Here is a 19,995-nt window from a genome sequence, read left to right on the forward strand (position 1 = left end):
AGGTGATATTTATGAAAAGCACAAAATTGCTTATGGACAAGCTACGAAGTGTTTACTTTGAATTGGCATCAACAAATCTTGAGCATAGTGACGCGAATACGCTATGTCGTGTTGCAGAATGTATATGTAAAGTTCTCCCTGTTTCCTATTCAGGATTTTATTTGTTTAATGAATGGCGGAGAGAGTATGAACTTTGTAAATCAGAAAGTCTTATCAGGGAAGTTCCTTTACAAGAGCATAGATTGTCAGAGAACGTCATGATGGGGGAGGAAGTTTACCATCGAACAATTCAAGAAAAGCAGGTCTCCTTACTACATATTTTACCGGAAGAAGGACCTAAAGCCATACTATGTATTGAACAGGAACTCCCAATTCTAGTAGAAGAGTTGGCAATTTTGAAGACGGAAACAGAGAAGTTAATTTCCCTCTTACAATTAGATGGAAGAAGGAAGAGAAGGAATCGTGCGTATTTATTTGAATTGACTTCCCAGCTGCTGTCTCTCACCTCTCAAAAAAAGATATTAAGTGAAATTGTTCAAGGCCTTCGTAAACTATACCCGGAACTTACTTATAATCTTTTACTTTCACAGGATACCGAGTTAGAAGCAGAACTTCCTGTCAAAACGATAGAATATAGCGATGATGTGATAAAACGTGTAAGTACTTTGGCATTTATTTCAGGGGAGATACAGATAGAAGAACAATTAGATAAAACAGGCTGTTTCTTATATGCACCGTTGGTAGGAAAACAAGGTGTATACGGAGTTCTACAGGTGATTAGTGGTAAAGGAATGTATATTCCCGAAAAGGAAGTGAATTTTATATCCCAGATTGCTAGTATTGCCGGTATGGCCATCGAAAATGTCACCCTTTATGAAAAATCAAATCACCTTGTCTCAGACTTAAAGTTAATTAATGAAGCTACACACAAATTGAACTCGAATCTTGAAATGAAAGAGATCATCAATCTTGTCAGAGACCAAGTAATGGATGTTTGTCATGCCTCAGAGGTTGGTTTTATTTATTACAACGAAGATAATGAAGAAAGGTTCGATGTCCTAACTGGCAGTACAGCGTTTTTTAATACGAATCCAGGAATGAGATTTGCTGAGTATTTGAAAGACCATACAGATTGTAATGGGGAGCCATTGCTTAAAGGGGATTTTGATAGAATGGAGCGATTTCCATACCGGTCTATTATAGCTATTCCGATGAGCCATTCTAACACAGTTCATGGTATTATTGCGATCTTGCACGAACAACCTTATTTCTTTTCATTTAATACATTTAAACTAATACAGTCACTCATACAGCATTCAACCTTAGCACTGACAAATACAATACTTAAAGATAAGTTAAAAAAGGCTGTTAAAACAGATTTTTTAACAAAACTCTATTCACGAAACTATTTAGAAGAAGAGATAATCGCTCATATGACGACAGGTGAAATGGGAACATTAATCCTGTTCGATATTGATGACTTCAAATCAATTAATGACACGTATGGGCATCCTATTGGTGATGAGGTATTGATACAGGTAGCGGACCTTGTTAAGTCAATTGTAAATAACCATGATCTTGCAGCTAGATGGGGAGGAGAAGAACTCGCTGTCTATGCACCTACTATTACTATTAACGAAGGTGTGCAAATGGCTGGACTAATTCGAAGTCAAGTCGAAAAGCATACAAATCCGTCTGTAACCCTTTCTTGTGGTGTGTCCTCATGGGAACATACGGTTACGGATACAGTTAGTGAACTCTTTATCAGAGCAGACAAAGCTCTGTATGAAGCCAAAAATAATGGCAAAAATAGTGTTGTTAGATACGTGAAATAAGTCTTAGCTTACTAAAAGCCCGACGGTTACTCGGAAATTCTTCACTAGAATACGAGTTACATCGGGCTTTTTATATTTTAAAGAATATCTATTTAATTTTATCCGGCTAAATGCTTTTCAAGTACATGGACAAACTGTTCTAAGTAAGTTTGATCCACTTCGTCAAAACGGTCTAAATTCGGGCTGTCTATATCAAGTACTCCATAAATTGTCTCGTTTAGGATAATCGGTACAACGATTTCCGAGTTTGTAGCCCCGTCGCAAGCAATGTGTCCAGGGAATGCATGAACATCCGCAATGCGTTGAGTTACTTTTTCTTTAATAGCCGTGCCACATACTCCTTTGCCGTAGCCAATCCGAATACATGCTGGTAATCCTTGGAAAGGACCTAATACAAGTTCATCTTCCTTCCAAACGTAAAACCCTACCCAATTTACGTCAGTGAGAAACTGATTTAATAAAGCAGACGCGTTTGCAAGTAAAGCAGTATGGTCACGCTCACCTTCACTGAGTGCATCTACTTGCTTCACTAATAATTGATAGTCCTTTTCTTTTTGGCCTGAGTATGCTGTTGATTGAAACATATATGCACACTCCTTTCATTGTAATGTATGGTAAGTTTGCAAATTCGACATCGTTAATTTTTTTGTCGAGCAAAAAATGCAGGATTACCCGTCTCTTTGTCGTAAAGGACAAGTAAGGAGTTGAATAGGATGAAACCAAACACATCAAAACAAAAAGTGATTGACGCAGCCTCGTCCCTGTTCTTTCAAAAGGGTTTTCACGGTACCTCGGTACGTGATATTGCAGAGCGTGCTTCTGTTAACGTGTCGCTCATCAGCTATTATTTTAAAGGAAAGCAAGGTCTTTTAGAATATGCTGTTTCGTATTATTATGAAGCATACTTGAAAGCGATAGAAGAAACTTTGCTCGAAACAGAAGAGCTTTCTGCACTTGATCAATTGAAAGAGTTAATTTCAACTATTATACATTATAAACAAATGCATCATCAATTCTCCTGTTTTATTCATCGAGAACTATCGTTGGATTCCGTGTTTGTTAGGGAAATGGCGGTAACATACTTGGCCAAAGAAAACTTCTATGTAAGTAAGGCATTTGAAGCGGTTATTCGCATTAATAAAAAGACAGACCCTGAAGAACGAAGCTTTTTACTCATGCAGTTTAAAGGAATGCTCACAACACCATATATATTGCATAATGAATGGAAAAATCAGGTGGTTGGACAGTACTCCCACAGACAATTTGCTGAAAAATACGTGAAGAGTATTCATCATTGGATTGATTTCGCTGCAAAAGATCCTGCTGACAAGACTGCATCCTCTTAAAACGCAACTTTTCATACAATATGTTCATGAAAAATAAAGCATTATATGTCGAAGCTGCAAATTATTTGTATTTTTTTAGCCAAAAACACTACGAACATGGTATTATAAGTACTATCATATTAAATAACGGTTTTTATGTTCTTCAAGAGGCTCTTCAACGTTTCATCCTCTTAAATAGGAATATAGTTAGGAGGCAATTTATGGCATACTTCATAGGAATTGTACTAGTTATCATTACATTAATTATTATCGGTCTTATTCTCAGAAAACGTGTATACGATGTCGTGGATCGTTACGAGGCTTGGAAAATGGACATTATGGGTCGGAACATTGCCTCACAGTTGGGAAGGATTAAGACATTAAATTTATCCGGAGAAACACAGGATAAGTTTGAATCCTGGAAGGAACGCTGGGAGCATATTTTAACCAAAGAACTTCCTGATATTGAAGAGCATTTATTTGATGCAGAAGAGGCAGCGGACAAATACCGTTTTTCTAAAGCCAAAAAGACATTAAATAATGTTGAAGAGATATTGCAGACAATCGAAGCTAACATAGAGAAGCTGCTTGCGGAAGTAGACACTCTGTTAGAGTCGGAAGAGCAAAGCCGAAAAGAAATGGACACTTTAAATCCTAAAATAAAAGCAATGAAAAAAGCACTTTCCCAAAACCGATATCAATATGGAAAAGCCGAACGATATTTCGATAACCAACTAGATACACTACAGGAAAAGACTTTGGTCTATGAGCAATCGACAGAGGCCGGCGATTATATGGAGGCTAAACAGGTTGTCGATGAACTTACTATCGAAATTCACGAACTTGAGGAGCAATTTGACGCATTTCCTTACTATTACAAGAAATGCAAACATGAGCTACCAGCACAGTTAGATCAATTGTTTTCCGGTCTTAAAGAGATGAAGGATGAAGGGTATCATGTCGAGCATTTGGCATTTGAAAAAGAGATACGTACATATCAGGAACGTCTAGCAAGTACTGTTGAAGCCATGGAAAAAGGCGAGACAAAAGAAGTAGAAGCGATTATGGAAGAAATGGAAGAACGTATAAAGGAAATGTACGAGCTATTGGAAAAAGAAGCACTTGCTAAGAGCTATCTCGACACACAGGTGCCAAGCTATCAGCAGGCTGTAGCAGATATGAACCAAGCTTTCCTAGACACGAAATCTGAAGTAGAGCAATTAAAGAAAGCCTATTACTTTGAAGATGGTGATATGGAACGCTATATGGCTCTAGAAAAGTCGATTGGGAAATTAACGGTTGAGCTGGAAGAACTATCAGAGAAACTTACAAATGATAAAGCTTCGCATTCGGAACTTAGAAATCTGGTAGAAGATGGATATATCCAATTGGAGGAAATGAAAGAAAATCATGAAGCCTTCAAGGTAAGGATCCGAAATCTTCGTAAAGATGAGTTGGAAGCAAAAGAGAAGTTGACGGAAATGCGTAATCAATTGTATGATATACAACGTAAATTAAAGAAGAGCAATGTACCTGGCATTCCGACCTTTATATGGAATTCCATGGAGACAGCGTCTGAGAAAAATAATCGCGTTATTAAAACACTCGAAAAGCAGCCATTGGATATGGCCGAAGTACAAAAGGCGTTAAGCGATGCTGCAACTGCCGTTGAACAAGTAGCAGAGCAAACAGATATGATGCTTGAACAAGCGTATCTGACAGAACAGGTTATTCAATATGCTAATCGGTACCGCAGTCAATATCCATTACTTGCTGCAAAGCTAGCTGAATCAGAGCGCTTATTCCGTGCCTACGAATATGAGCTTTCATTAGAGCAAGCAGCCAAAGCAATTGAAGAAATTGAGCCAGGTGCTTTAAAACGTATAGAGGAATATCAATTGACTGCAAATTAAACGATAAATAGGTAGCTTAAATAAATATTCATTAAAAAGAAAAGGATATTATAGAAATATCCTTTTTCTTCTGTGTTCTAATATAATAAAAGGTTTATTGCAAGGAGTCCGTAATATGATTTATTTAGATAATAGTGCAACAACAAAGCCTGATCCAGGTGTAATAACTAGTTTTGAACAAATCTCAAGACATTATTTTGCAAATCCGTCCTCCATTCATCCTTTTGGTGGGGAAGCGGAGAAGCTATTGAATATGGCGAAGAAACAAGCAGCTGAGCTGTTGAGAGTGAAACAAGAAGAGGTTGTTTTCACCTCAGGGGGGACAGAAGGTAATAATATGGCAATTAAAGGTATTGCTTTACAGCACCAGCAACGCGGTAAGCATATTATTACAACGGAAATAGAACATCCTTCCGTATTTGAAGCATGTAAAAGCTTAGAATCGCTTGGTTTTGATATTACTTATTTACCAGTTGATCAATCTGGTGTTGTTTCTGTACTTGATGTGAAAGCAGCAATTAGGAAAGATACCATTCTAATTAGCGTAATGCATGTGAATAATGAGTTAGGGAGTATACAACCGATAAAAGAAATCGCTGACCTTGTTGCAACATACCCGAAAATATTTTTTCATGTAGATGATGTACAGGGATTAGGTAAAGTGCCACTTCCTCTGTCTCATCCGGGGATTAACTTATGTACGATGTCAGGTCATAAGATTAATGGCCTTAAAGGTACAGGGATCTTATATGTAGATAATCGAACAACACTCTTCCCTTTATTTCACGGTGGTGAACAAGAACGAAACCTACGTTCTGGTACTGAAAATGTGGCTGGTACTGTATCGATGGTAAAAGCTCTTCGTCTCATTAAAGAAAAAGAGGCTACAAAACTTGCCCATCTATACAGTGTCCGAGACTTTCTTCTTAATTCTTTGAAGGAAATACCTGAGGTAGTTATAAACACTCCAGACAATGCAGCCCCACATATTGTTAATTTCTCTGTACCGGGTACAAAACCAGAAGTAATGATTCATATATTGGCAGACAAGGACATCTATATTTCAACCAAATCTGCTTGCTCTTCTAAACAATCAGATGAGAGTAAAATTTTGGTGGCATGTGGTTTTCCTCGAGATCGAGCCATATCTGCATTAAGAGTGAGTTTATCGTATGAAACTACGAAAGAAGAAATTCAACAATTTATAGAAGCACTGAAACAGGCAGTACATCAATTTAAAAAAGTTATGGAGTAGATAATAATGGAATACGATCACATACTAATTCGCTACGGTGAAATGGCGTTAAAAGGGAAGAACATTAAAAAATTTATTATAAGACTGCAGGAAAACGTTCAGCAAAAGCTAAAAGCTTTTCCTAATGTAAAGGTAAAACGGACCCAGGGAAGAATGTTTATCATTTTAAATGGCTCAGATCCTGCTCCGATTATCGAAAAGTGTAAAGACATCTTTGGTATTCAAAGTTTAAGCCTTGCTATAAAGGTAGAAAATGAACCAGAAGCAGTGAAAGAAGCAGCTCTTTATGCTTTGAAAAACAGTGAAGAGGTTAAAAAGTTTAAAGTGACGGTGAAACGAATTGATAAAGATTTCCCTATTCGTTCCCAAGAATTTAACCAAATCCTTGGGGGACACCTTTTAACCAATACAGAAGGATACACGGTTGATGTCCATCAACCAGATTTAGAAATAAAAGTAGAAATCAGAAATGAAGCAACGTATATTACATCAAGTGTTGTAAAAGGTCTAGGAGGCTTGCCTGTAGGGACTTCCGGAAAATCCCTTCTTCTATTGTCAGGAGGAATTGACAGTCCTGTTGCAGGGTATTTGGCAATGAAACGAGGCGTTCAATTAGAAGCAATTCATTTTCATTCTCCTCCGTTTACAAGTGATCGAGCAAAACAGAAGGTACTGGATTTAGCAAAACAACTTACCAGGTTTGGTGGCTCCATTAAGGTGCATATCGTTCCTTTCACGAAGCTACAACAGGAAGTTTTCAGGGCAATACCTGATGGCTATGCAATGACGATTATGCGTCGTATGATGATGCGAATCAGTGAGAGGGTTTGTGAGCAGGAATCCATCTTATCCATGACAACAGGAGAGAATCTTGGGCAGGTTGCAAGTCAAACCATGGAGAGTATGAATACAATCAATGAAGTGACGAATTATCCCGTGATTCGTCCTCTTGTTACGATGGATAAATCTGATATTATTCAGATCTCCCAGCAAATTGGGACGTATGAAACTTCCATATTGCCATATGAGGATTGTTGTACAATTTTTGTACCTAAAGCACCAAAAACGAAGCCAAAAAGAGAGAAAGCCAATTATTATGAATCCACAAAAGATTATACTGCGCTGATTGAGGAAGCAGTGTCTGGCATTGAAAAAGTGAAGGTTACTGCAGAAACAACAATGGAACCAACGTTTGAAGATCTGTTTTAAATACAACCGATTTTTTCTAAGATATACCAGCCTAATCCGTGCATGTTTTCCCCTGAGATAACACATTCTATAGTTACCAAGGGAGGTGAACTAACATGGCAAGTAACAATTCTTCAAATCAATTATTAGTTCCTGGTGTTCAACAAGCATTGGACCAAATGAAGACAGAAATTGCTAGCGAGTTTGGAGTACAACTTGGTGCTGATACTACTTCTCGTGCCAACGGTTCTGTTGGAGGAGAAATTACGAAACGTCTTGTACAAATGGCTGAACAGCAATTTGGCGGACAGAAATAACAATTACAATTTTATAATTTATGGTTAGGACTGTCCGAAATCGGGCAGTCCTTAATTTTGGGCAAAATGAAAAAGAATAATTTTGAAAATTAGATATAAAAAGCTATATTACTTGCTAAACTGAAATATTCTTTTTAAAGTAGAACTTAATAAACATATCTAGAGAGGAAGAGCATCTATGGGGGTAATTTGGTTTGGTGGGAATATTTACACGATGGAGAAGGAAGGAACTGCAATTGAAGCTGTCTACACAGAAGAAGGTATAATAAAGGCTGTTGGCACTTATGAAAAACTATACCATACTTATGCAACTTCAATTGAACAAGTGGAAAACCTTCAAGGTAAGACAATGCTTCCTGGACTTGTAGATAGTCATTTACACATAATAGGCCATGGAGAAAAGCTGCTCCGATTAGATTTATCTCAAATGAAATCAGCAACAGAAGTAGTGGAGGCGCTAAACAATCGGACTGCCAATCTAAGTGAAGGTGAGTGGCTGATTGGGGAAGGATGGAATGAAAATCAATGGCAAGACGCTTCCATCATACATAAAGAAGTGCTTGATAAAATTAGTCCCCATAATCCAATGATGCTTTCACGTGTCTGTCGACACGCCATATTAGCAAACACCAAGGCAATGGAGCTAGCAGGCGTAACGGAGGAAAGTCCTGATCCTCAAGGTGGCATTATCGTACGAGACGATGCAGGAGAGACGACAGGGTATTTTTTAGATACAGCACAGGAACTCATTAAAAATGCCATGCCAAGTGTGTCACAAGACTATCTTGAGCAAGTTATTAATATTGCTACGGATGATCTTATGTCAAAAGGTTTAGTTGGTGGGCATAGTGAGGATTTAAACTATTATGGCGGTTTTCATAAAACATTTGGTGCATTCAAGAATGCCATTGATGGAAAGACGAGAAAGTTTAAAGCACATTTACTTGTCCATCATGAAGTGATGTCAGACATGGTTGATGAAGGACTAGGCTATCTTGAAGGTACCGAATATGTAGAATTAGGTGCAGTTAAGATCTTTTCTGATGGGGCCCTTGGTGGCAGAACAGCATGGCTGACAGAGGAATACGCTGATGAAAAAGGGAATTATGGTGTAGCCATTCACAACGAAGCAACGCTTGAACAGATAGTGAAAGAAGCACGGCTTCATGGTTTACCAATTGCAGTTCATGCAATAGGAGATCAAGCTGTTGATGCAATAACTGGAGTCATAAAAAAGTATCCATTATCTAATGGGGCTAGAGACAGAATTATTCACGGACAAATACTAAATGAACATTCTTTACAGATGTTGAAAGAACTTCCCGTAGTAGTCGACATTCAACCATCCTTTGTTTCCTCAGATTTTCCGTGGGTGCTCGATAGAATAGGGGACAAACGGTTGGCCTTGTCCTATGCATGGAAAACATTACTTGATGAAGGTGTAAAATGTGCTGGTGGTTCAGATGCACCCATTGAGGAAGTCTCTCCATTATTAGGAATAGAGGCAGCCGTAACGAGAAAGTCACAAATTGATAATCAGGTTTACTGTCCAGAAGAATGTTTGAGCGTGTTTGAAGCAGTAACATTATACACTTCAGGCAGTGCCTATGTGATTAACCAAGAAGAAACCAGAGGCAAAATCGCACCAGGGTTTAGTGCAGATTTCACAATACTAGAAGAAGATATTTTCCAAGTTCCACCGGAAACCATTCATGCAATCAATGTAGCAATGACAGTTATAGATGGAAATATCGTATATAAAAATGCCCCCACTCCATTATAGGAGGTGGGGGTTGTGTTTAGTATGACTTAACTGCAAGCTTCGATTGGAAACCTTATAAAAATGTTCGTTTTACACGATCCCAGTATGAATTGTCTTTAAGCTTCACTGTTTTAATTGCTTTGTCACTAAGTGTTACATTTAGCTCATGAATATTTCGAATAGAATAGGCTTCATTATCCAAGCCGATAATCGGATAATCATTTCCGTCTTGGATGATCTCTAATGATAATTTTCTATCACTGTTAAGTACAAAAGAGGAACCGAGTGTTCTATATCGATTATTATTAATGGAAGCGAGCTCGGACACTTGGAAGCAAGGAATTTTTGGATCAATAACCGCGCCGTTCGTTGACTTGTTATACCCTGTACTTCCAGTTGGGGTTGCTACAATTAGACCGTCGCCTCGGAACGTTTCAAAATACATATCGTCAATTTTAACGTCAATCACAATCGATTTAATTAAAGTAGAACGAACGCTTAATTCATTTAGACATTCAAAGGATGTTTCACCATTAACCTCCACGTTGATTACAGGGAAGCGGCGAACCTCCATCTCTGCATGCCTCATTGTATCTAGCATGTCATCAAAGTTGTCCATATTAAAGTCGCAATACAAGCCAGACTCTTTAGAGCGTGTAATTCCCGTATAAAGGCAATCCTCGCGAAATCCTGTTTTTCTGACAGCTTGCAAGAACATGCCATCACCGCCAATACTGACGATTATATTTGCATTCTGTGGGTCCTCTACAATGTTAAAACCGTTTTCTTTTGCAAGATCAAATAAAGTTTCTAATTTATTCTGTAATTCCTCATCCTTTTTATAATAAAAAAAGATATTTCTACGTTGCTCCATTTATTTCCATACCTCCAATGCTAATTAGATACAAATATATCATACCATTTTGAAAGCGATTTAACCAAAAAGAGGAATATTATAAGAGTAGAAAATGGAAACGTGTAGCAAAATAGTAATAGCTAACCAAATGAGCGAAATGGGGTTTCTTATGATCTGGATCACGATTCTCCTTATTCTGTTATTAATTTGTTTACTACTCATCACTCGTGTCTACTTTACTGCTAACCTTGTTTATACAACTGACAATCATTGGTTAGAGATTCGTATACATGTGCTTCGTATTTGTGTCTTTCGCAGAAAAGTACCTTTAGAAGCCGATACTTCCCAAAAGGGCTCTCACAATATATCCTTTTCCAACGTGAGAAATGTATTGAAGCAGGAATTCCATATTGTGAAGGGACTTGGAAAGTCAGTGACTAACGTGCTAAAGCGTGTTCGTTTTCAAAAACTTGTCTGGCATACAGAAGGGGGTACTGGTGATGCTGGAACCACAGGACTTGTGGCGGGTGGAGTATGGTCAATCAAAGGTGTCATAATCTGTTACTTGGTACAGCATAGTCAAATGAAGTGTAAGCCTGTAATTCAAGTGGTACCTCATTTTCAGCAACCATGTTTTTATACAAGATTAGAATGCATTGCATCCTTAAGAATTGGGCAAGCTATATACGCTCTCGTCCATATGTTAAAAAATACTGTAATTAAGGGAGAATCGTTTCAACCTAAAACTGAGTTATAGGAGGTAAATTAATTATGGAAGAACATCCAATTCAAGGATTAATGACGACAGCAATGGAAAATTTAAAGGACATGATCGAAGTAAACACCATTATCGGAGATCCAGTTGAATCACCTGATGGAAGTGTTATTATCCCAGTTTCAAAACTAGGATTTGGTTTTGCGGCTGGAGGTAGCGAATTTAATGCCGGAAAATCCCAAGGTGATAGTGAAGTAGAATTGCCTTTTGGTGGAGGAAGTGGGGGTGGTGTTTCCATTACACCTGTGGCATTCCTTATTGTCAGTGAAAGAGGAATCAAGATGGTTCACCTTGATCAACATACCCATATTTATGAAAAAATGCTTGATTTTGCTCCACAAGTGGTTGAGAAAGTGCAACAAATTATTAAAGACTCCACACAAGGAAAAAAACCTAAAGAACAGCAATCTAGAAAATCCAAAGATTCCCCGTCTCAGTACGATATTTAAATGATTAGGCTTTCAATTGACAGAGTATGATGAATGTAATGGTTTTCAATAATTTATTGCTCAAATAAGGCAGAAATTGTTGGACAAGGCCCAAATTTATATTCATAATACAAGGGAATACAATTATTTAGGAGGAATGCTTCATATGGCAAATGTTACATTCCATCAAGACCCTGTCACATTAGTTGGGAAAGAAGTAAAGGTTGGGGACAAGGCTCCGGATTTTAATGTTTTGAGCAATGATCTCAATTCTGTATCCCTTGGTGATTATGACGGGAAAGTAAAACTAATCAGTGTCGTTCCCTCGATTGATACAGGGGTATGTGCTGAACAGACAAAACGGTTTAATGATGAAGCGGATAAGATAGGTAATGTTAAGGTGTTAACAGTAAGTATGGATCTCCCTTTTGCACAGAAAAGATGGGTCAACAAGCACGAAATTAACAGTCTTGATACTCTATCGGATCACCGGGATGCAAATTTTGGTCAAAACTACGGTGTTTTGATAGAGGAATTACGATTGCTGGCGAGATCGATTTTTGTTGTTGATTCGAACAACAACATCACATATGTTGAATATGTCAGTGAAGTCAGTAACCACCCTGACTATGATGCTGCATTGGATGCTGCCAAGAAAGCAGAATAATCGACTCCAATCTCTCTCGCTCTTTAGTTGAGAGAGATTTTTACTGTGAAAACACTTTCAGTGAATTTCGTAACATGCTTAGCTGCCATTGCTTTGTACATAGCCATTTGTTTTGGTACAATAGAAACGCTTTAGGAACGAATGGAGGATTGTAATGGGGAAATCAAATGTAGAGCTATTATATGAATGGCTAGATCAAACAACGAACCTTATTCAACAACAACGTCATGAACCGTATTTGGATAGCCTTGCAACGACAATGGAAATTTTGTTTATGCAGGAGATACCAGAGAATCAAGATGACATAACTTCACATAAATTGCAGCAGTTTATAGCTGAACTTGAACTAGCGGATTTTTCAAAAGAAGAAGTTCGAAAAGCGACACAGTTGGCAATGCTAAAAGGGATGAAGGATTCAACTCAGCAGCAACATTTGATGACACCTGAAACCGTAGCTTTGCTAGTTGCGTATTTCGCAGAAAAGGTAATGCTTGCAAATGAAAAGGTCCGGATATTTGATCCAGCAGGTGGTACTGCTAACTTGCTATCCACAGTGCTTGATCGATTAAAACAGCCAGTTGAAGCATTTGCTTCAGAAGTGGATCCTACGTTGATACAGCTTGCTGTTATGAATGCTAATTTACAAGAGAAGCAAATCGAATTTTTCCATCAGGACAGCATTCGACCGTTTTTACTAGATCCAGTTGATTTGGTAGTGGCAGATTTACCAGTAGGCTATTATCCTGATGATGTGCAAGCAGCACAATATGAGCTGAAAGCTGATGAAGGACATTCATATGCCCATCATTTATTTATTGAACAAGGGATGAATTATACTAAACCAGGCGGCTATATGATTTATGTCGTACCTGATTTTCTGTTTGATAGTGATCAATCGGACAAACTCCACCGTTACATTCAGGAGTATGCGCATATTGTTGGGGTCGTTCGTTTACCTGAAAGTGTTTTTAAATCAGAAAAGAATGTAAAAAGCATTCTCCTTCTGCAGAAAAAATCCCAGGATTCTCGTGCGCCAAAACAGCCTTTGCTTGTGCAAATGCCATCATTGAAAAACACCAACGCAATGGCAGATATCTTAGGACAAATGAATAATTGGTTCCAAACGTATAATAAGGAGTGAGCAACAATGAGTAATGTATTGGCAATTAATGCTGGTAGTTCATCTTTGAAATTCCAATTAATAAAAATGCCAGATGAGGAAGTAATGGCAAAGGGATTAGTAGAACGTATTGGTCTTCCAGAAGCAGTTTTCACCATTGAAGTTAATGATAAAGAGGATAAATTTGTTGGAGACATCCCGAATCATGAAGAGGCTGTAAAGAAATTATTGGCTTCTCTAACGGATACAGGCGTTATTACGTCCCTTGATGAATTAGATGCAATTGGCCACAGAGTGGTACATGGCGGAGAAAAATTCAGTGATTCTGTCAAGTTGACAGATGAAGTAATTCAAAGTATCGAAGAGGTTTCAGAGCTTGCGCCACTTCATAACCCTGCCAATTTAACTGGAATTAATGCATTTAAAGAAATCTTGCCGAATGTGCCAATGGTAGCAGTATTTGATACAGCATTCCACCAAACGATGCCTGAATCATCTTACCTATACAGTCTTCCATATGATTATTATGAAGATTATGGGATCCGAAAATATGGTTTCCATGGTACCTCCCACAAGTACGTTTCACAGCGCGCTTCTGAGCTAATGGGCGTTCCTCTTGAGCAATTAAGACTAATCTCATGTCACTTGGGTAATGGTGCTAGTATTGCTGCTATACAAGGTGGAGAATCCATTGATACGTCTATGGGCTTCACTCCATTAGCTGGTGTGACGATGGGGACACGTTCTGGTAACATTGACCCGGCTCTTATCCCATATATTATGGAGAAAACAGGTAAGACAGCGGAAGAAGTAATGGACGTATTAAACAAAGAAAGTGGAATGCTTGCACTTTCTGGATTCTCTAGTGACTTGCGTGATATTGAGCAACAATCAGGAGAAAACAAGCGGGCAGAATTAGCACTTGAAGTTTTCGCTGGCCGTATTCACAAATACCTTGGTTCCTATGCTGCAAAAATGTCTGGTGTAGACGCAATTATCTTTACAGCAGGTGTCGGGGAGAATAGTGCAACAATCCGCGAAAAAGTGTTACATGGTCTGGAATTCATGGGTGTATATTGGGACCCTGCACTAAACCAGATTCGTGGAAAGGATCAGTTCATTAACTATCCGCATTCTCCAGTTAAGGTTATTGTTATTTCGACTAATGAAGAAGTTATGATCGCTCGTGACACGTTGCGACTAGCTTAATTTTTTAAAAAGGTTTTGCCCGTATTAAGTGGCAAAACCTTTTTTATTGGTGGTTGATTTGTTCATTTGACTAATTCTAAAAAGACACGTTGTTTATCGTACCACTAACACGTCACATGAGGCATATCGCGTAATACTTTCGGAAACACTTCCAATTAAAAATCTTTCAACAGCACTCATTCCGGTAGCACCACATATAATGAGATCTGCTTCGAAATCCTGTGCAATATCTTTTGCTATTTTAACCTTTGGGGAACCATATGCTACAGAGCGAACTAGGTCCACAACTCCAGCAGTTTTTGCATTTTCAACATACGTATCGAGTAATTCTTTAGCGTAGCTGTCAGCTCTTTCGGAGAGGGTACGATCATATGCCTCTGCGGAAGCAAACGTACGGGAATCCACGACATGTGCAAGAATTAAACGAGCATGATTGCGTTTGGCAATGTCTAGTGACTTTTTAAAAGCTTTTTCAGACGCTTGAGATCCATCAACAGCTACCACTATATTTTTATATTCCATGCTACATCTCCCCCTTTAGTTTAAGTATATACCCATATAATTTGAATCACAATTGAAATCTTTTTTCTTATATAAATTTTCAGTACTTTGTAAATGGCGAGAAGCACTCAATTGGTTTTACTGGAAAGAAGTATGTAAGATAACATGTCACGATTATGGACAACCTATAATTGGAGGTGATAATCTTGAGCAAACAAAAGAAAGATAATTCTCCAGAAAATATTTTTGAAGATGAGAAAGGCGTTGCAGCTGTACAAAACCAATTAAATGAGAGCTATCAAAGTGGTGTTGTTGAACAGTTGCACAACAATAAAAACATCCATACTTTTAATAACCGCAGAAGATAATATGCAGAAATAAATCCTTCTTTTTAAAGAAGGATTTATTTCTTCTTCCCCTTTGCGTAAGAATTTGGTAATGTAGCTTTAGGTACATAATGTAGTATAATGTTAGTGTAGTGTAAGTGCTTTCATAAAAATGATTATGATTATACAGAAATTGGAGGGCGAGAGCGATGAAAATAGGGATTCCAAGAGAGATTAAAAACAATGAAAACAGAGTTGCTATGGCACCTTCCGGGGTACATACGTTATCTGATGCAGGACACGAGGTATATGTGGAAACAGAAGCGGGATTGGGTTCTGGCTTTACGGATGAACAATATATAGAAGCCGGTGCTATTATTCTGGAATCAGCACGGGAGGTTTGGGCGCAGGAAATGGTCATGAAAGTTAAGGAACCACAGCCTGAGGAGTATGAATATTTCTATGAAGGTCTTATCCTTTTCACTTATTTACATCTTGCAGCAGAGCCTGAGTTAACGAAGGCATTAATTGAGAAAAAAGTGGTTGGAATAGCGTACGAAACTGTACAACTGGACAACCGTTCATTACCATTGCTTACACCGATGAGTGAGGTAGCAGGAAGAATGGCCTCCCAAATTGGCGCTCAATTTTTGGAAAAGCCTAAGGGTGGAAAAGGAATTTTATTAGCTGGTATTCCAGGTGTTAAAAGAGGGAAGGTAACGATTATTGGAGGCGGAGTCGTAGGGACAAATGCAGCAAAAATAGCTGTTGGTTTAGGTGCTGATGTCACGATCATTGATTTAAGCCCGGAACGTTTACGTCAACTTGACGATATCTTTGGCTCTAAAATTAATACGATGATATCCAACCCGCTTAATATTGGACTAGCTATTTCAGAATCGGATCTAGTTATTGGTGCAGTACTTATCCCAGGTGCCAAAGCTCCGAAGCTTGTGACAGATGAAATGGTGCAACAAATGCCCGAAGGTTCCGTGATTGTAGATGTTGCCATTGATCAGGGCGGAATTTTTGAAACGAGTGACAGAATAACAACACATGATAATCCTACTTATTCAAGACATGGGGTTCTCCACTATTCGGTGGCAAATATGCCTGGAGCCGTACCGAGAACGTCTACTATCGGTTTAACGAATGTAACGGTTCCGTATGCGCTTCAACTTGCTAATAAGGGGTATATAAAAGCCTGTTTAGACAACGAAGCTTTGTGTAAAGGGGTAAATACGTTAGATGGCTACGTGACGTATGAAGCTGTCGCGGCATCACACGGTCTAGAGTTTGATGATGCACATGTATTGTTAGAAAGATAAAAGTAAAGCCTGCAGTGTATCCTGCAGGCTTTTGCTTATCTCTTGTCTATTCAATAATTTGTAAATCCTTTGGATATGCGGTTAAGATCTCCGCTCCTTTATCTGTCATGTATACCATGTCTTCAATTCGGACGCCACCTTGTCCTGGCACATAGATACCTGGTTCAATGGTATAGCACATTCCTGTTTTCAGTGGTAGTGTGTTATTGCTGTGCATGGACGGGTATTCATGTGTTTCAATACCTAAGCCATGCCCTAGACGGTGGGTAAAGTAGTCACCATAGCCCGCGGTTTCAATATGCCCTCTCGCAATTTGGTCGAGCTTTCCAACAGAGGTTCCGATTTGAGAACCCTCAATCGCTTTTTGTTCAGCTTGTAATACCGTATTGTAGATGTTTTCTTGCTCTTCGGTAATTGATTTGTAGGCAACTGTTCTGGTAATGTCAGAACAATATCCTTCAAAAATAACACCAAGATCAAATAATACGATATCGCCTTTTTCAATCTTTTTCATACTTGGCGTTCCGTGTGGAGAAGCAGTTTTTGTTCCAGATAGAGCCATCGTATTGAAGGACATTTCCTGAATCCCTTGTTTCTTCAACTCATATTCGATTTTTGCAATTAGCTCCAACTCACTTACGCCCTCTTGGATTGCTTCTACACCTGTTTTGACACCGAAATCAGCTAGTGCTGCTGCCTGCTTTAATAAAGTGTATTCTTTTTTATCTTTTACCACTCGTAAGTTGGCCAATATTTCCTTACCATCGCGAATAGTTGTATCCGATAGATACTGTTTTATTGCTTCGTAACGTTCTAATGTAATGTGATCATGTTCCAATCCAATGGAGGCAGGGACTTGGTTCGAGTCTTTAAGCCTTTTGGAGAAAAGTTCCCAAGGGTTTTCGTGATCACGGTAGCTAATAATTTCAAATTGCCAGCCTGCTTGTTTTGCATCCTCTACTTCCATTGATGGTACAATAAGGATAGGGTCCATGCTGTGAGATACATACACTGCAATTAAGCGCTCATGTGGCTCCGTATAGTAATTACTTAGATAATAAAAGTTGGCTTTTGATGTAATAAACATACTATCGAGATCTTGTTCCTTCATGCTTTTTAATAATGAATCTATTCTACTTGTCATATAGGCACTCCTTCATATGTAGTGTTATACTAAAGTATAACAGAGAATCCAAAATGTAAAAAAATATTACTTTTTGAAACCAAATTCTTTTTAGAACGTAATACCTAATAGCAACAAAAGTTATAATGATGTGAGGTGAGTTAATGGGGCTATTTTCCAGGATCTTTTCCAAAAAAAAGAATGATACAGCAGCTCCTCAAGAAAGAACAGTGCTTTCCATCAAAGTTGGCGATATTATCACCTATGACCTTAGGGACTATGAGGTTGTTGGAAAGATAACATATAGAGGTGGGAGCTATGAGTGGTATAGTTATCAATTGCTGGAAGGAAATGATACCATTTGGTTAGCGGCTGAAATGGATGATGAACTGGAGTTAGGGATTTATCGAAAGGTACAACTTCCGATTCAAAAGCCGTATCCAAAAGAAATAACGTATGAAGACAGCAAATACTACCTGGAAGAGACAGGTTCAGCTAGGGTGACGGGTGAAGGAAGAAGCACCTCTTTAAATGGTTCAGAAACCCACTATGCTGAATACATGGATGAATCAGAGCAAAGATATCTCAGTTTTGAATCATGGGGTACGGAAATAGAAGCCAGCTACGGTTATTCCATTGAAGATTATGAAATTAAAATATTAGCAGGATCTAAATAGGAGGAGAATATATATGTTTAAATTTTTTGGTCGAATGAAAACAGTTGTAAGTTCAGAGTTAAATGCCATGCTTGATAAGGCAGAAGACCCGGTGAAAATGCTTGATCAGTTTATGAGAGATATGGCTGAAGATATTCGAGAAGTAGAAGCAGCTGTTGCCAAGCAGATTGCCAATGAAAAAATGTTGAAAAGAAAAGCCAATGATGCTCAGGCAATGGTTGAAAAAAGGCAAAAACAAGCAGAACAAGCGATAGAGGCAGGTAATGATGACCTAGCTAGACGCGCACTGGAAGATAAAAAAGATCATGAAGCTACAGCAACCACTTTGAACGAATCTTGGAAGCGTGCTGAACAAGATGCTACTTCACTTCGCTCAAAGCTTGATGAAATGAAAAAAGAATATCAAGAAATGAAACTGAAAAAGGATTCATTAAAAGCACGTGCTGAATCTGCAAAAACGAGAACCAAAATGAATCGTACGATGTCTTCTATCGGTAATGATGATTCCAAGCGTGGATTTGAGCGTATGGAAGAGAAAGTGATGCAATTTGAAGCAGAAGCTGAAACAAGTGAAGACATGTCACAAGCTAGTCGTACACTTGATGATGAGTTTGAAGATTTGGGCAAAAACGAAGTGGATGATGAACTAGCAGAGTTAAAGAAGAAAATGGGAAAATAAATTAGTTGTTAATAGGAGCAGTACTGCTGCTCCTATTAATAATATAAAACTTTAGTAGAGAGAGGGGGATTTTATTGTACAAAAAATGGCTGTTACTTGGAATGGTAATCATTATGCTAGGCGTACTTTCAGCATGTGGTCCTGGCGGTATGGAACAAGATGCCAATGTTAGTGCGGGTGATATGCCGGATGAACCGAGCAAATCTGAACTAGCTGCCGCTATAGAATCAGACAACAGTAATGAAATTGATGATTTAGTAGAGGAACATTTCCCTCTGCTTGATGTAGTGAATGGTGATACATATGAAGCGGAAATTTTTGCCACACAGCGTTTTACTAAAGAAGAGCTCGTATCATTGTTTTCTTCCGCTATAGAGCCGGAGAATGTAAGTGAAGAAAAAGATAATCAGCAAATCATGGTTTATCCAAATGACTTTGTTACACTGAAGCATAGTGAAAGCGATGATAACGTAATTTTAATTGAAGTGGCCAGTGAAGAGTTTGTTCGAAATAATTACTCACCTAGTTTTCTGCAGACGTATTTTACCTATCGACTGCTCGACAGTTTCTTAGGGAATGGCTGGAGCAATCGTAGAGCACGTTCTTGCCAATCAGGGGATTGCTATGGTGGTTATAAAAGTGGAAGTTACGGAGCGCCAAGTCGTGGAAGTGGAACATTCCGTGGAGGCGGTCCAGGTTCCGGAAAATAAA

General features: G+C 38.5%; 21 protein-coding genes. 17 read left to right on the top strand and 4 right to left on the bottom strand.

The window, feature by feature from the left end; genetic code table 11:
* Nucleotides 1–11: 11 nt before the first annotated feature.
* The gene (locus AC6CHS_RS00175) at nt 12–1,835 is read left to right on the top strand and encodes a sensor domain-containing diguanylate cyclase (RefSeq protein ID WP_498233494.1); all 1,824 of its coding nucleotides are present in this window, start codon (nt 12–14) and stop codon (nt 1,833–1,835) included.
* A 98-nt stretch (nt 1,836–1,933) separates the two neighbouring features.
* Here the strand turns inward: AC6CHS_RS00175 and AC6CHS_RS00180 are convergent, their stop codons facing one another.
* Entirely contained in the window at nt 1,934–2,419 is a 486-nt protein-coding gene (locus AC6CHS_RS00180; RefSeq protein WP_498233495.1) for a GAF domain-containing protein, read from the bottom strand.
* A 129-nt stretch (nt 2,420–2,548) separates the two neighbouring features.
* On the opposite strand from AC6CHS_RS00180, the gene refZ reads away from it, so the two are divergent.
* The 6 genes from refZ to AC6CHS_RS00210 all read left to right on the top strand — a co-directional run bounded on the left by refZ (nt 2,549) and on the right by AC6CHS_RS00210 (nt 9,616).
* Complete coding sequence (gene refZ, locus AC6CHS_RS00185; protein WP_498233496.1) at nt 2,549–3,181, top strand: forespore capture DNA-binding protein RefZ; 633 nt, start codon at nt 2,549–2,551, stop codon at nt 3,179–3,181.
* Between the two features lie 200 nt (nt 3,182–3,381).
* Nucleotides 3,382–5,073 carry a septation ring formation regulator EzrA gene (gene ezrA, locus AC6CHS_RS00190; protein ID WP_498233497.1) on the top strand — a complete coding sequence of 564 codons (1,692 nt, stop codon included), beginning with the start codon at nt 3,382–3,384 and terminating at the stop codon, nt 5,071–5,073.
* A gap of 115 nt (nt 5,074–5,188) precedes the next feature.
* Nucleotides 5,189–6,328: a cysteine desulfurase family protein gene (locus tag AC6CHS_RS00195; RefSeq protein ID WP_498233498.1), complete on the top strand. Its 1,140-nt coding sequence runs from the start codon at nt 5,189–5,191 to the stop codon at nt 6,326–6,328.
* Nucleotides 6,329–6,334: 6 nt separating this feature from the next.
* Nucleotides 6,335–7,537 (top strand): tRNA uracil 4-sulfurtransferase ThiI, encoded by a 1,203-nt coding sequence (thiI, locus tag AC6CHS_RS00200; RefSeq protein ID WP_498233499.1) that lies wholly within the window; start codon nt 6,335–6,337, stop codon nt 7,535–7,537.
* Between the two features lie 95 nt (nt 7,538–7,632).
* Nucleotides 7,633–7,833, top strand: coding sequence for an alpha/beta-type small acid-soluble spore protein (locus AC6CHS_RS00205; RefSeq protein ID WP_036572074.1), 201 nt, complete (start codon nt 7,633–7,635; stop codon nt 7,831–7,833).
* 178 nt (nt 7,834–8,011) lie between these two features.
* Nucleotides 8,012–9,616, top strand: coding sequence for an amidohydrolase (locus AC6CHS_RS00210; RefSeq protein WP_498233500.1), 1,605 nt, complete (start codon nt 8,012–8,014; stop codon nt 9,614–9,616).
* A 52-nt stretch (nt 9,617–9,668) separates the two neighbouring features.
* Here the strand turns inward: AC6CHS_RS00210 and AC6CHS_RS00215 are convergent, their stop codons facing one another.
* The gene (locus tag AC6CHS_RS00215; RefSeq protein WP_498233501.1) at nt 9,669–10,469 is read right to left on the bottom strand and encodes an NAD kinase; all 801 of its coding nucleotides are present in this window, start codon (nt 10,467–10,469) and stop codon (nt 9,669–9,671) included.
* A gap of 130 nt (nt 10,470–10,599) precedes the next feature.
* Here AC6CHS_RS00215 and AC6CHS_RS00220 point away from each other — a divergent pair, with 130 nt between their 5' ends.
* The 5 genes from AC6CHS_RS00220 to AC6CHS_RS00240 all read left to right on the top strand — a co-directional run bounded on the left by AC6CHS_RS00220 (nt 10,600) and on the right by AC6CHS_RS00240 (nt 14,650).
* On the top strand, nt 10,600–11,208 hold the full coding sequence (locus AC6CHS_RS00220; RefSeq protein ID WP_498233502.1) for a DUF2953 domain-containing protein: 609 nt from the start codon (nt 10,600–10,602) through the stop codon (nt 11,206–11,208).
* Between the two features lie 14 nt (nt 11,209–11,222).
* Nucleotides 11,223–11,675 (top strand): GerW family sporulation protein, encoded by a 453-nt coding sequence (ytfJ, locus tag AC6CHS_RS00225; RefSeq protein WP_036572079.1) that lies wholly within the window; start codon nt 11,223–11,225, stop codon nt 11,673–11,675.
* 145 nt (nt 11,676–11,820) lie between these two features.
* A complete protein-coding gene (gene tpx, locus AC6CHS_RS00230) occupies nt 11,821–12,321 on the top strand; it encodes a thiol peroxidase (RefSeq protein ID WP_106897167.1) in 501 nt (166 codons plus the stop codon).
* 154 nt (nt 12,322–12,475) lie between these two features.
* Nucleotides 12,476–13,462: a class I SAM-dependent methyltransferase gene (locus tag AC6CHS_RS00235; protein ID WP_498233503.1), complete on the top strand. Its 987-nt coding sequence runs from the start codon at nt 12,476–12,478 to the stop codon at nt 13,460–13,462.
* Nucleotides 13,463–13,468: 6 nt separating this feature from the next.
* Nucleotides 13,469–14,650: an acetate kinase gene (locus AC6CHS_RS00240; protein ID WP_036572085.1), complete on the top strand. Its 1,182-nt coding sequence runs from the start codon at nt 13,469–13,471 to the stop codon at nt 14,648–14,650.
* A 93-nt stretch (nt 14,651–14,743) separates the two neighbouring features.
* Here AC6CHS_RS00240 and AC6CHS_RS00245 read toward each other — a convergent pair whose 3' ends face one another.
* Nucleotides 14,744–15,172: a universal stress protein gene (locus AC6CHS_RS00245; RefSeq protein WP_498233504.1), complete on the bottom strand. Its 429-nt coding sequence runs from the start codon at nt 15,170–15,172 to the stop codon at nt 14,744–14,746.
* A gap of 185 nt (nt 15,173–15,357) precedes the next feature.
* On the opposite strand from AC6CHS_RS00245, the gene AC6CHS_RS00250 reads away from it, so the two are divergent.
* Together AC6CHS_RS00250 and ald are read left to right on the top strand one after the other, a co-directional pair.
* Nucleotides 15,358–15,519 carry a hypothetical protein gene (locus AC6CHS_RS00250; RefSeq protein ID WP_182858829.1) on the top strand — a complete coding sequence of 54 codons (162 nt, stop codon included), beginning with the start codon at nt 15,358–15,360 and terminating at the stop codon, nt 15,517–15,519.
* A 167-nt stretch (nt 15,520–15,686) separates the two neighbouring features.
* Complete coding sequence (gene ald / locus AC6CHS_RS00255; protein ID WP_036572089.1) at nt 15,687–16,805, top strand: alanine dehydrogenase; 1,119 nt, start codon at nt 15,687–15,689, stop codon at nt 16,803–16,805.
* Nucleotides 16,806–16,851: 46 nt separating this feature from the next.
* Here ald and AC6CHS_RS00260 read toward each other — a convergent pair whose 3' ends face one another.
* Complete coding sequence (locus AC6CHS_RS00260) at nt 16,852–17,949, bottom strand: M24 family metallopeptidase (protein WP_498233505.1); 1,098 nt, start codon at nt 17,947–17,949, stop codon at nt 16,852–16,854.
* A 143-nt stretch (nt 17,950–18,092) separates the two neighbouring features.
* On the opposite strand from AC6CHS_RS00260, the gene AC6CHS_RS00265 reads away from it, so the two are divergent.
* The 3 genes from AC6CHS_RS00265 (at nt 18,093) to AC6CHS_RS00275 (ending at nt 19,994) form a co-directional block, all read left to right on the top strand.
* Nucleotides 18,093–18,605, top strand: a complete 513-nt coding sequence (locus AC6CHS_RS00265; protein WP_498233506.1) for a DUF4178 domain-containing protein — start codon at nt 18,093–18,095, stop codon at nt 18,603–18,605.
* Nucleotides 18,606–18,618: 13 nt separating this feature from the next.
* Entirely contained in the window at nt 18,619–19,284 is a 666-nt protein-coding gene (locus AC6CHS_RS00270; protein ID WP_379549379.1) for a PspA/IM30 family protein, read from the top strand.
* Nucleotides 19,285–19,358: 74 nt separating this feature from the next.
* A complete protein-coding gene (locus AC6CHS_RS00275; protein WP_498233507.1) occupies nt 19,359–19,994 on the top strand; it encodes a DUF4247 domain-containing protein in 636 nt (211 codons plus the stop codon).
* Nucleotide 19,995: the final 1 nt, after the last annotated feature.

The sequence above is a fragment of the Oceanobacillus sp. GQ8 genome (assembly GCF_059758495.1).

Bases quoted from the DNA above. Each gene is read 5' to 3' on its own strand.
- AC6CHS_RS00260 (WP_498233505.1), bottom strand. From the start codon at position 17,949: ATGACAAGTAGAATAGATTCATTATTAAAAAGCATGAAGGAACAAGAT.
- thiI (WP_498233499.1), top strand. From the start codon at position 6,335: ATGGAATACGATCACATACTAATTCGCTACGGTGAAATGGCGTTAAAA.
- refZ (WP_498233496.1), top strand. From the start codon at position 2,549: ATGAAACCAAACACATCAAAACAAAAAGTGATTGACGCAGCCTCGTCC.
- AC6CHS_RS00235 (WP_498233503.1), top strand. From the start codon at position 12,476: ATGGGGAAATCAAATGTAGAGCTATTATATGAATGGCTAGATCAAACA.
- AC6CHS_RS00215 (WP_498233501.1), bottom strand. From the start codon at position 10,469: ATGGAGCAACGTAGAAATATCTTTTTTTATTATAAAAAGGATGAGGAA.
- ytfJ (WP_036572079.1), top strand. From the start codon at position 11,223: ATGGAAGAACATCCAATTCAAGGATTAATGACGACAGCAATGGAAAAT.
- AC6CHS_RS00195 (WP_498233498.1), top strand. From the start codon at position 5,189: ATGATTTATTTAGATAATAGTGCAACAACAAAGCCTGATCCAGGTGTA.
- AC6CHS_RS00210 (WP_498233500.1), top strand. From the start codon at position 8,012: ATGGGGGTAATTTGGTTTGGTGGGAATATTTACACGATGGAGAAGGAA.
- AC6CHS_RS00240 (WP_036572085.1), top strand. From the start codon at position 13,469: ATGAGTAATGTATTGGCAATTAATGCTGGTAGTTCATCTTTGAAATTC.
- AC6CHS_RS00175 (WP_498233494.1), top strand. From the start codon at position 12: ATGAAAAGCACAAAATTGCTTATGGACAAGCTACGAAGTGTTTACTTT.
- ezrA (WP_498233497.1), top strand. From the start codon at position 3,382: ATGGCATACTTCATAGGAATTGTACTAGTTATCATTACATTAATTATT.
- tpx (WP_106897167.1), top strand. From the start codon at position 11,821: ATGGCAAATGTTACATTCCATCAAGACCCTGTCACATTAGTTGGGAAA.
- AC6CHS_RS00270 (WP_379549379.1), top strand. From the start codon at position 18,619: ATGTTTAAATTTTTTGGTCGAATGAAAACAGTTGTAAGTTCAGAGTTA.
- AC6CHS_RS00220 (WP_498233502.1), top strand. From the start codon at position 10,600: ATGAGCGAAATGGGGTTTCTTATGATCTGGATCACGATTCTCCTTATT.
- ald (WP_036572089.1), top strand. From the start codon at position 15,687: ATGAAAATAGGGATTCCAAGAGAGATTAAAAACAATGAAAACAGAGTT.
- AC6CHS_RS00245 (WP_498233504.1), bottom strand. From the start codon at position 15,172: ATGGAATATAAAAATATAGTGGTAGCTGTTGATGGATCTCAAGCGTCT.
- AC6CHS_RS00265 (WP_498233506.1), top strand. From the start codon at position 18,093: ATGGGGCTATTTTCCAGGATCTTTTCCAAAAAAAAGAATGATACAGCA.
- AC6CHS_RS00180 (WP_498233495.1), bottom strand. From the start codon at position 2,419: ATGTTTCAATCAACAGCATACTCAGGCCAAAAAGAAAAGGACTATCAA.
- AC6CHS_RS00205 (WP_036572074.1), top strand. From the start codon at position 7,633: ATGGCAAGTAACAATTCTTCAAATCAATTATTAGTTCCTGGTGTTCAA.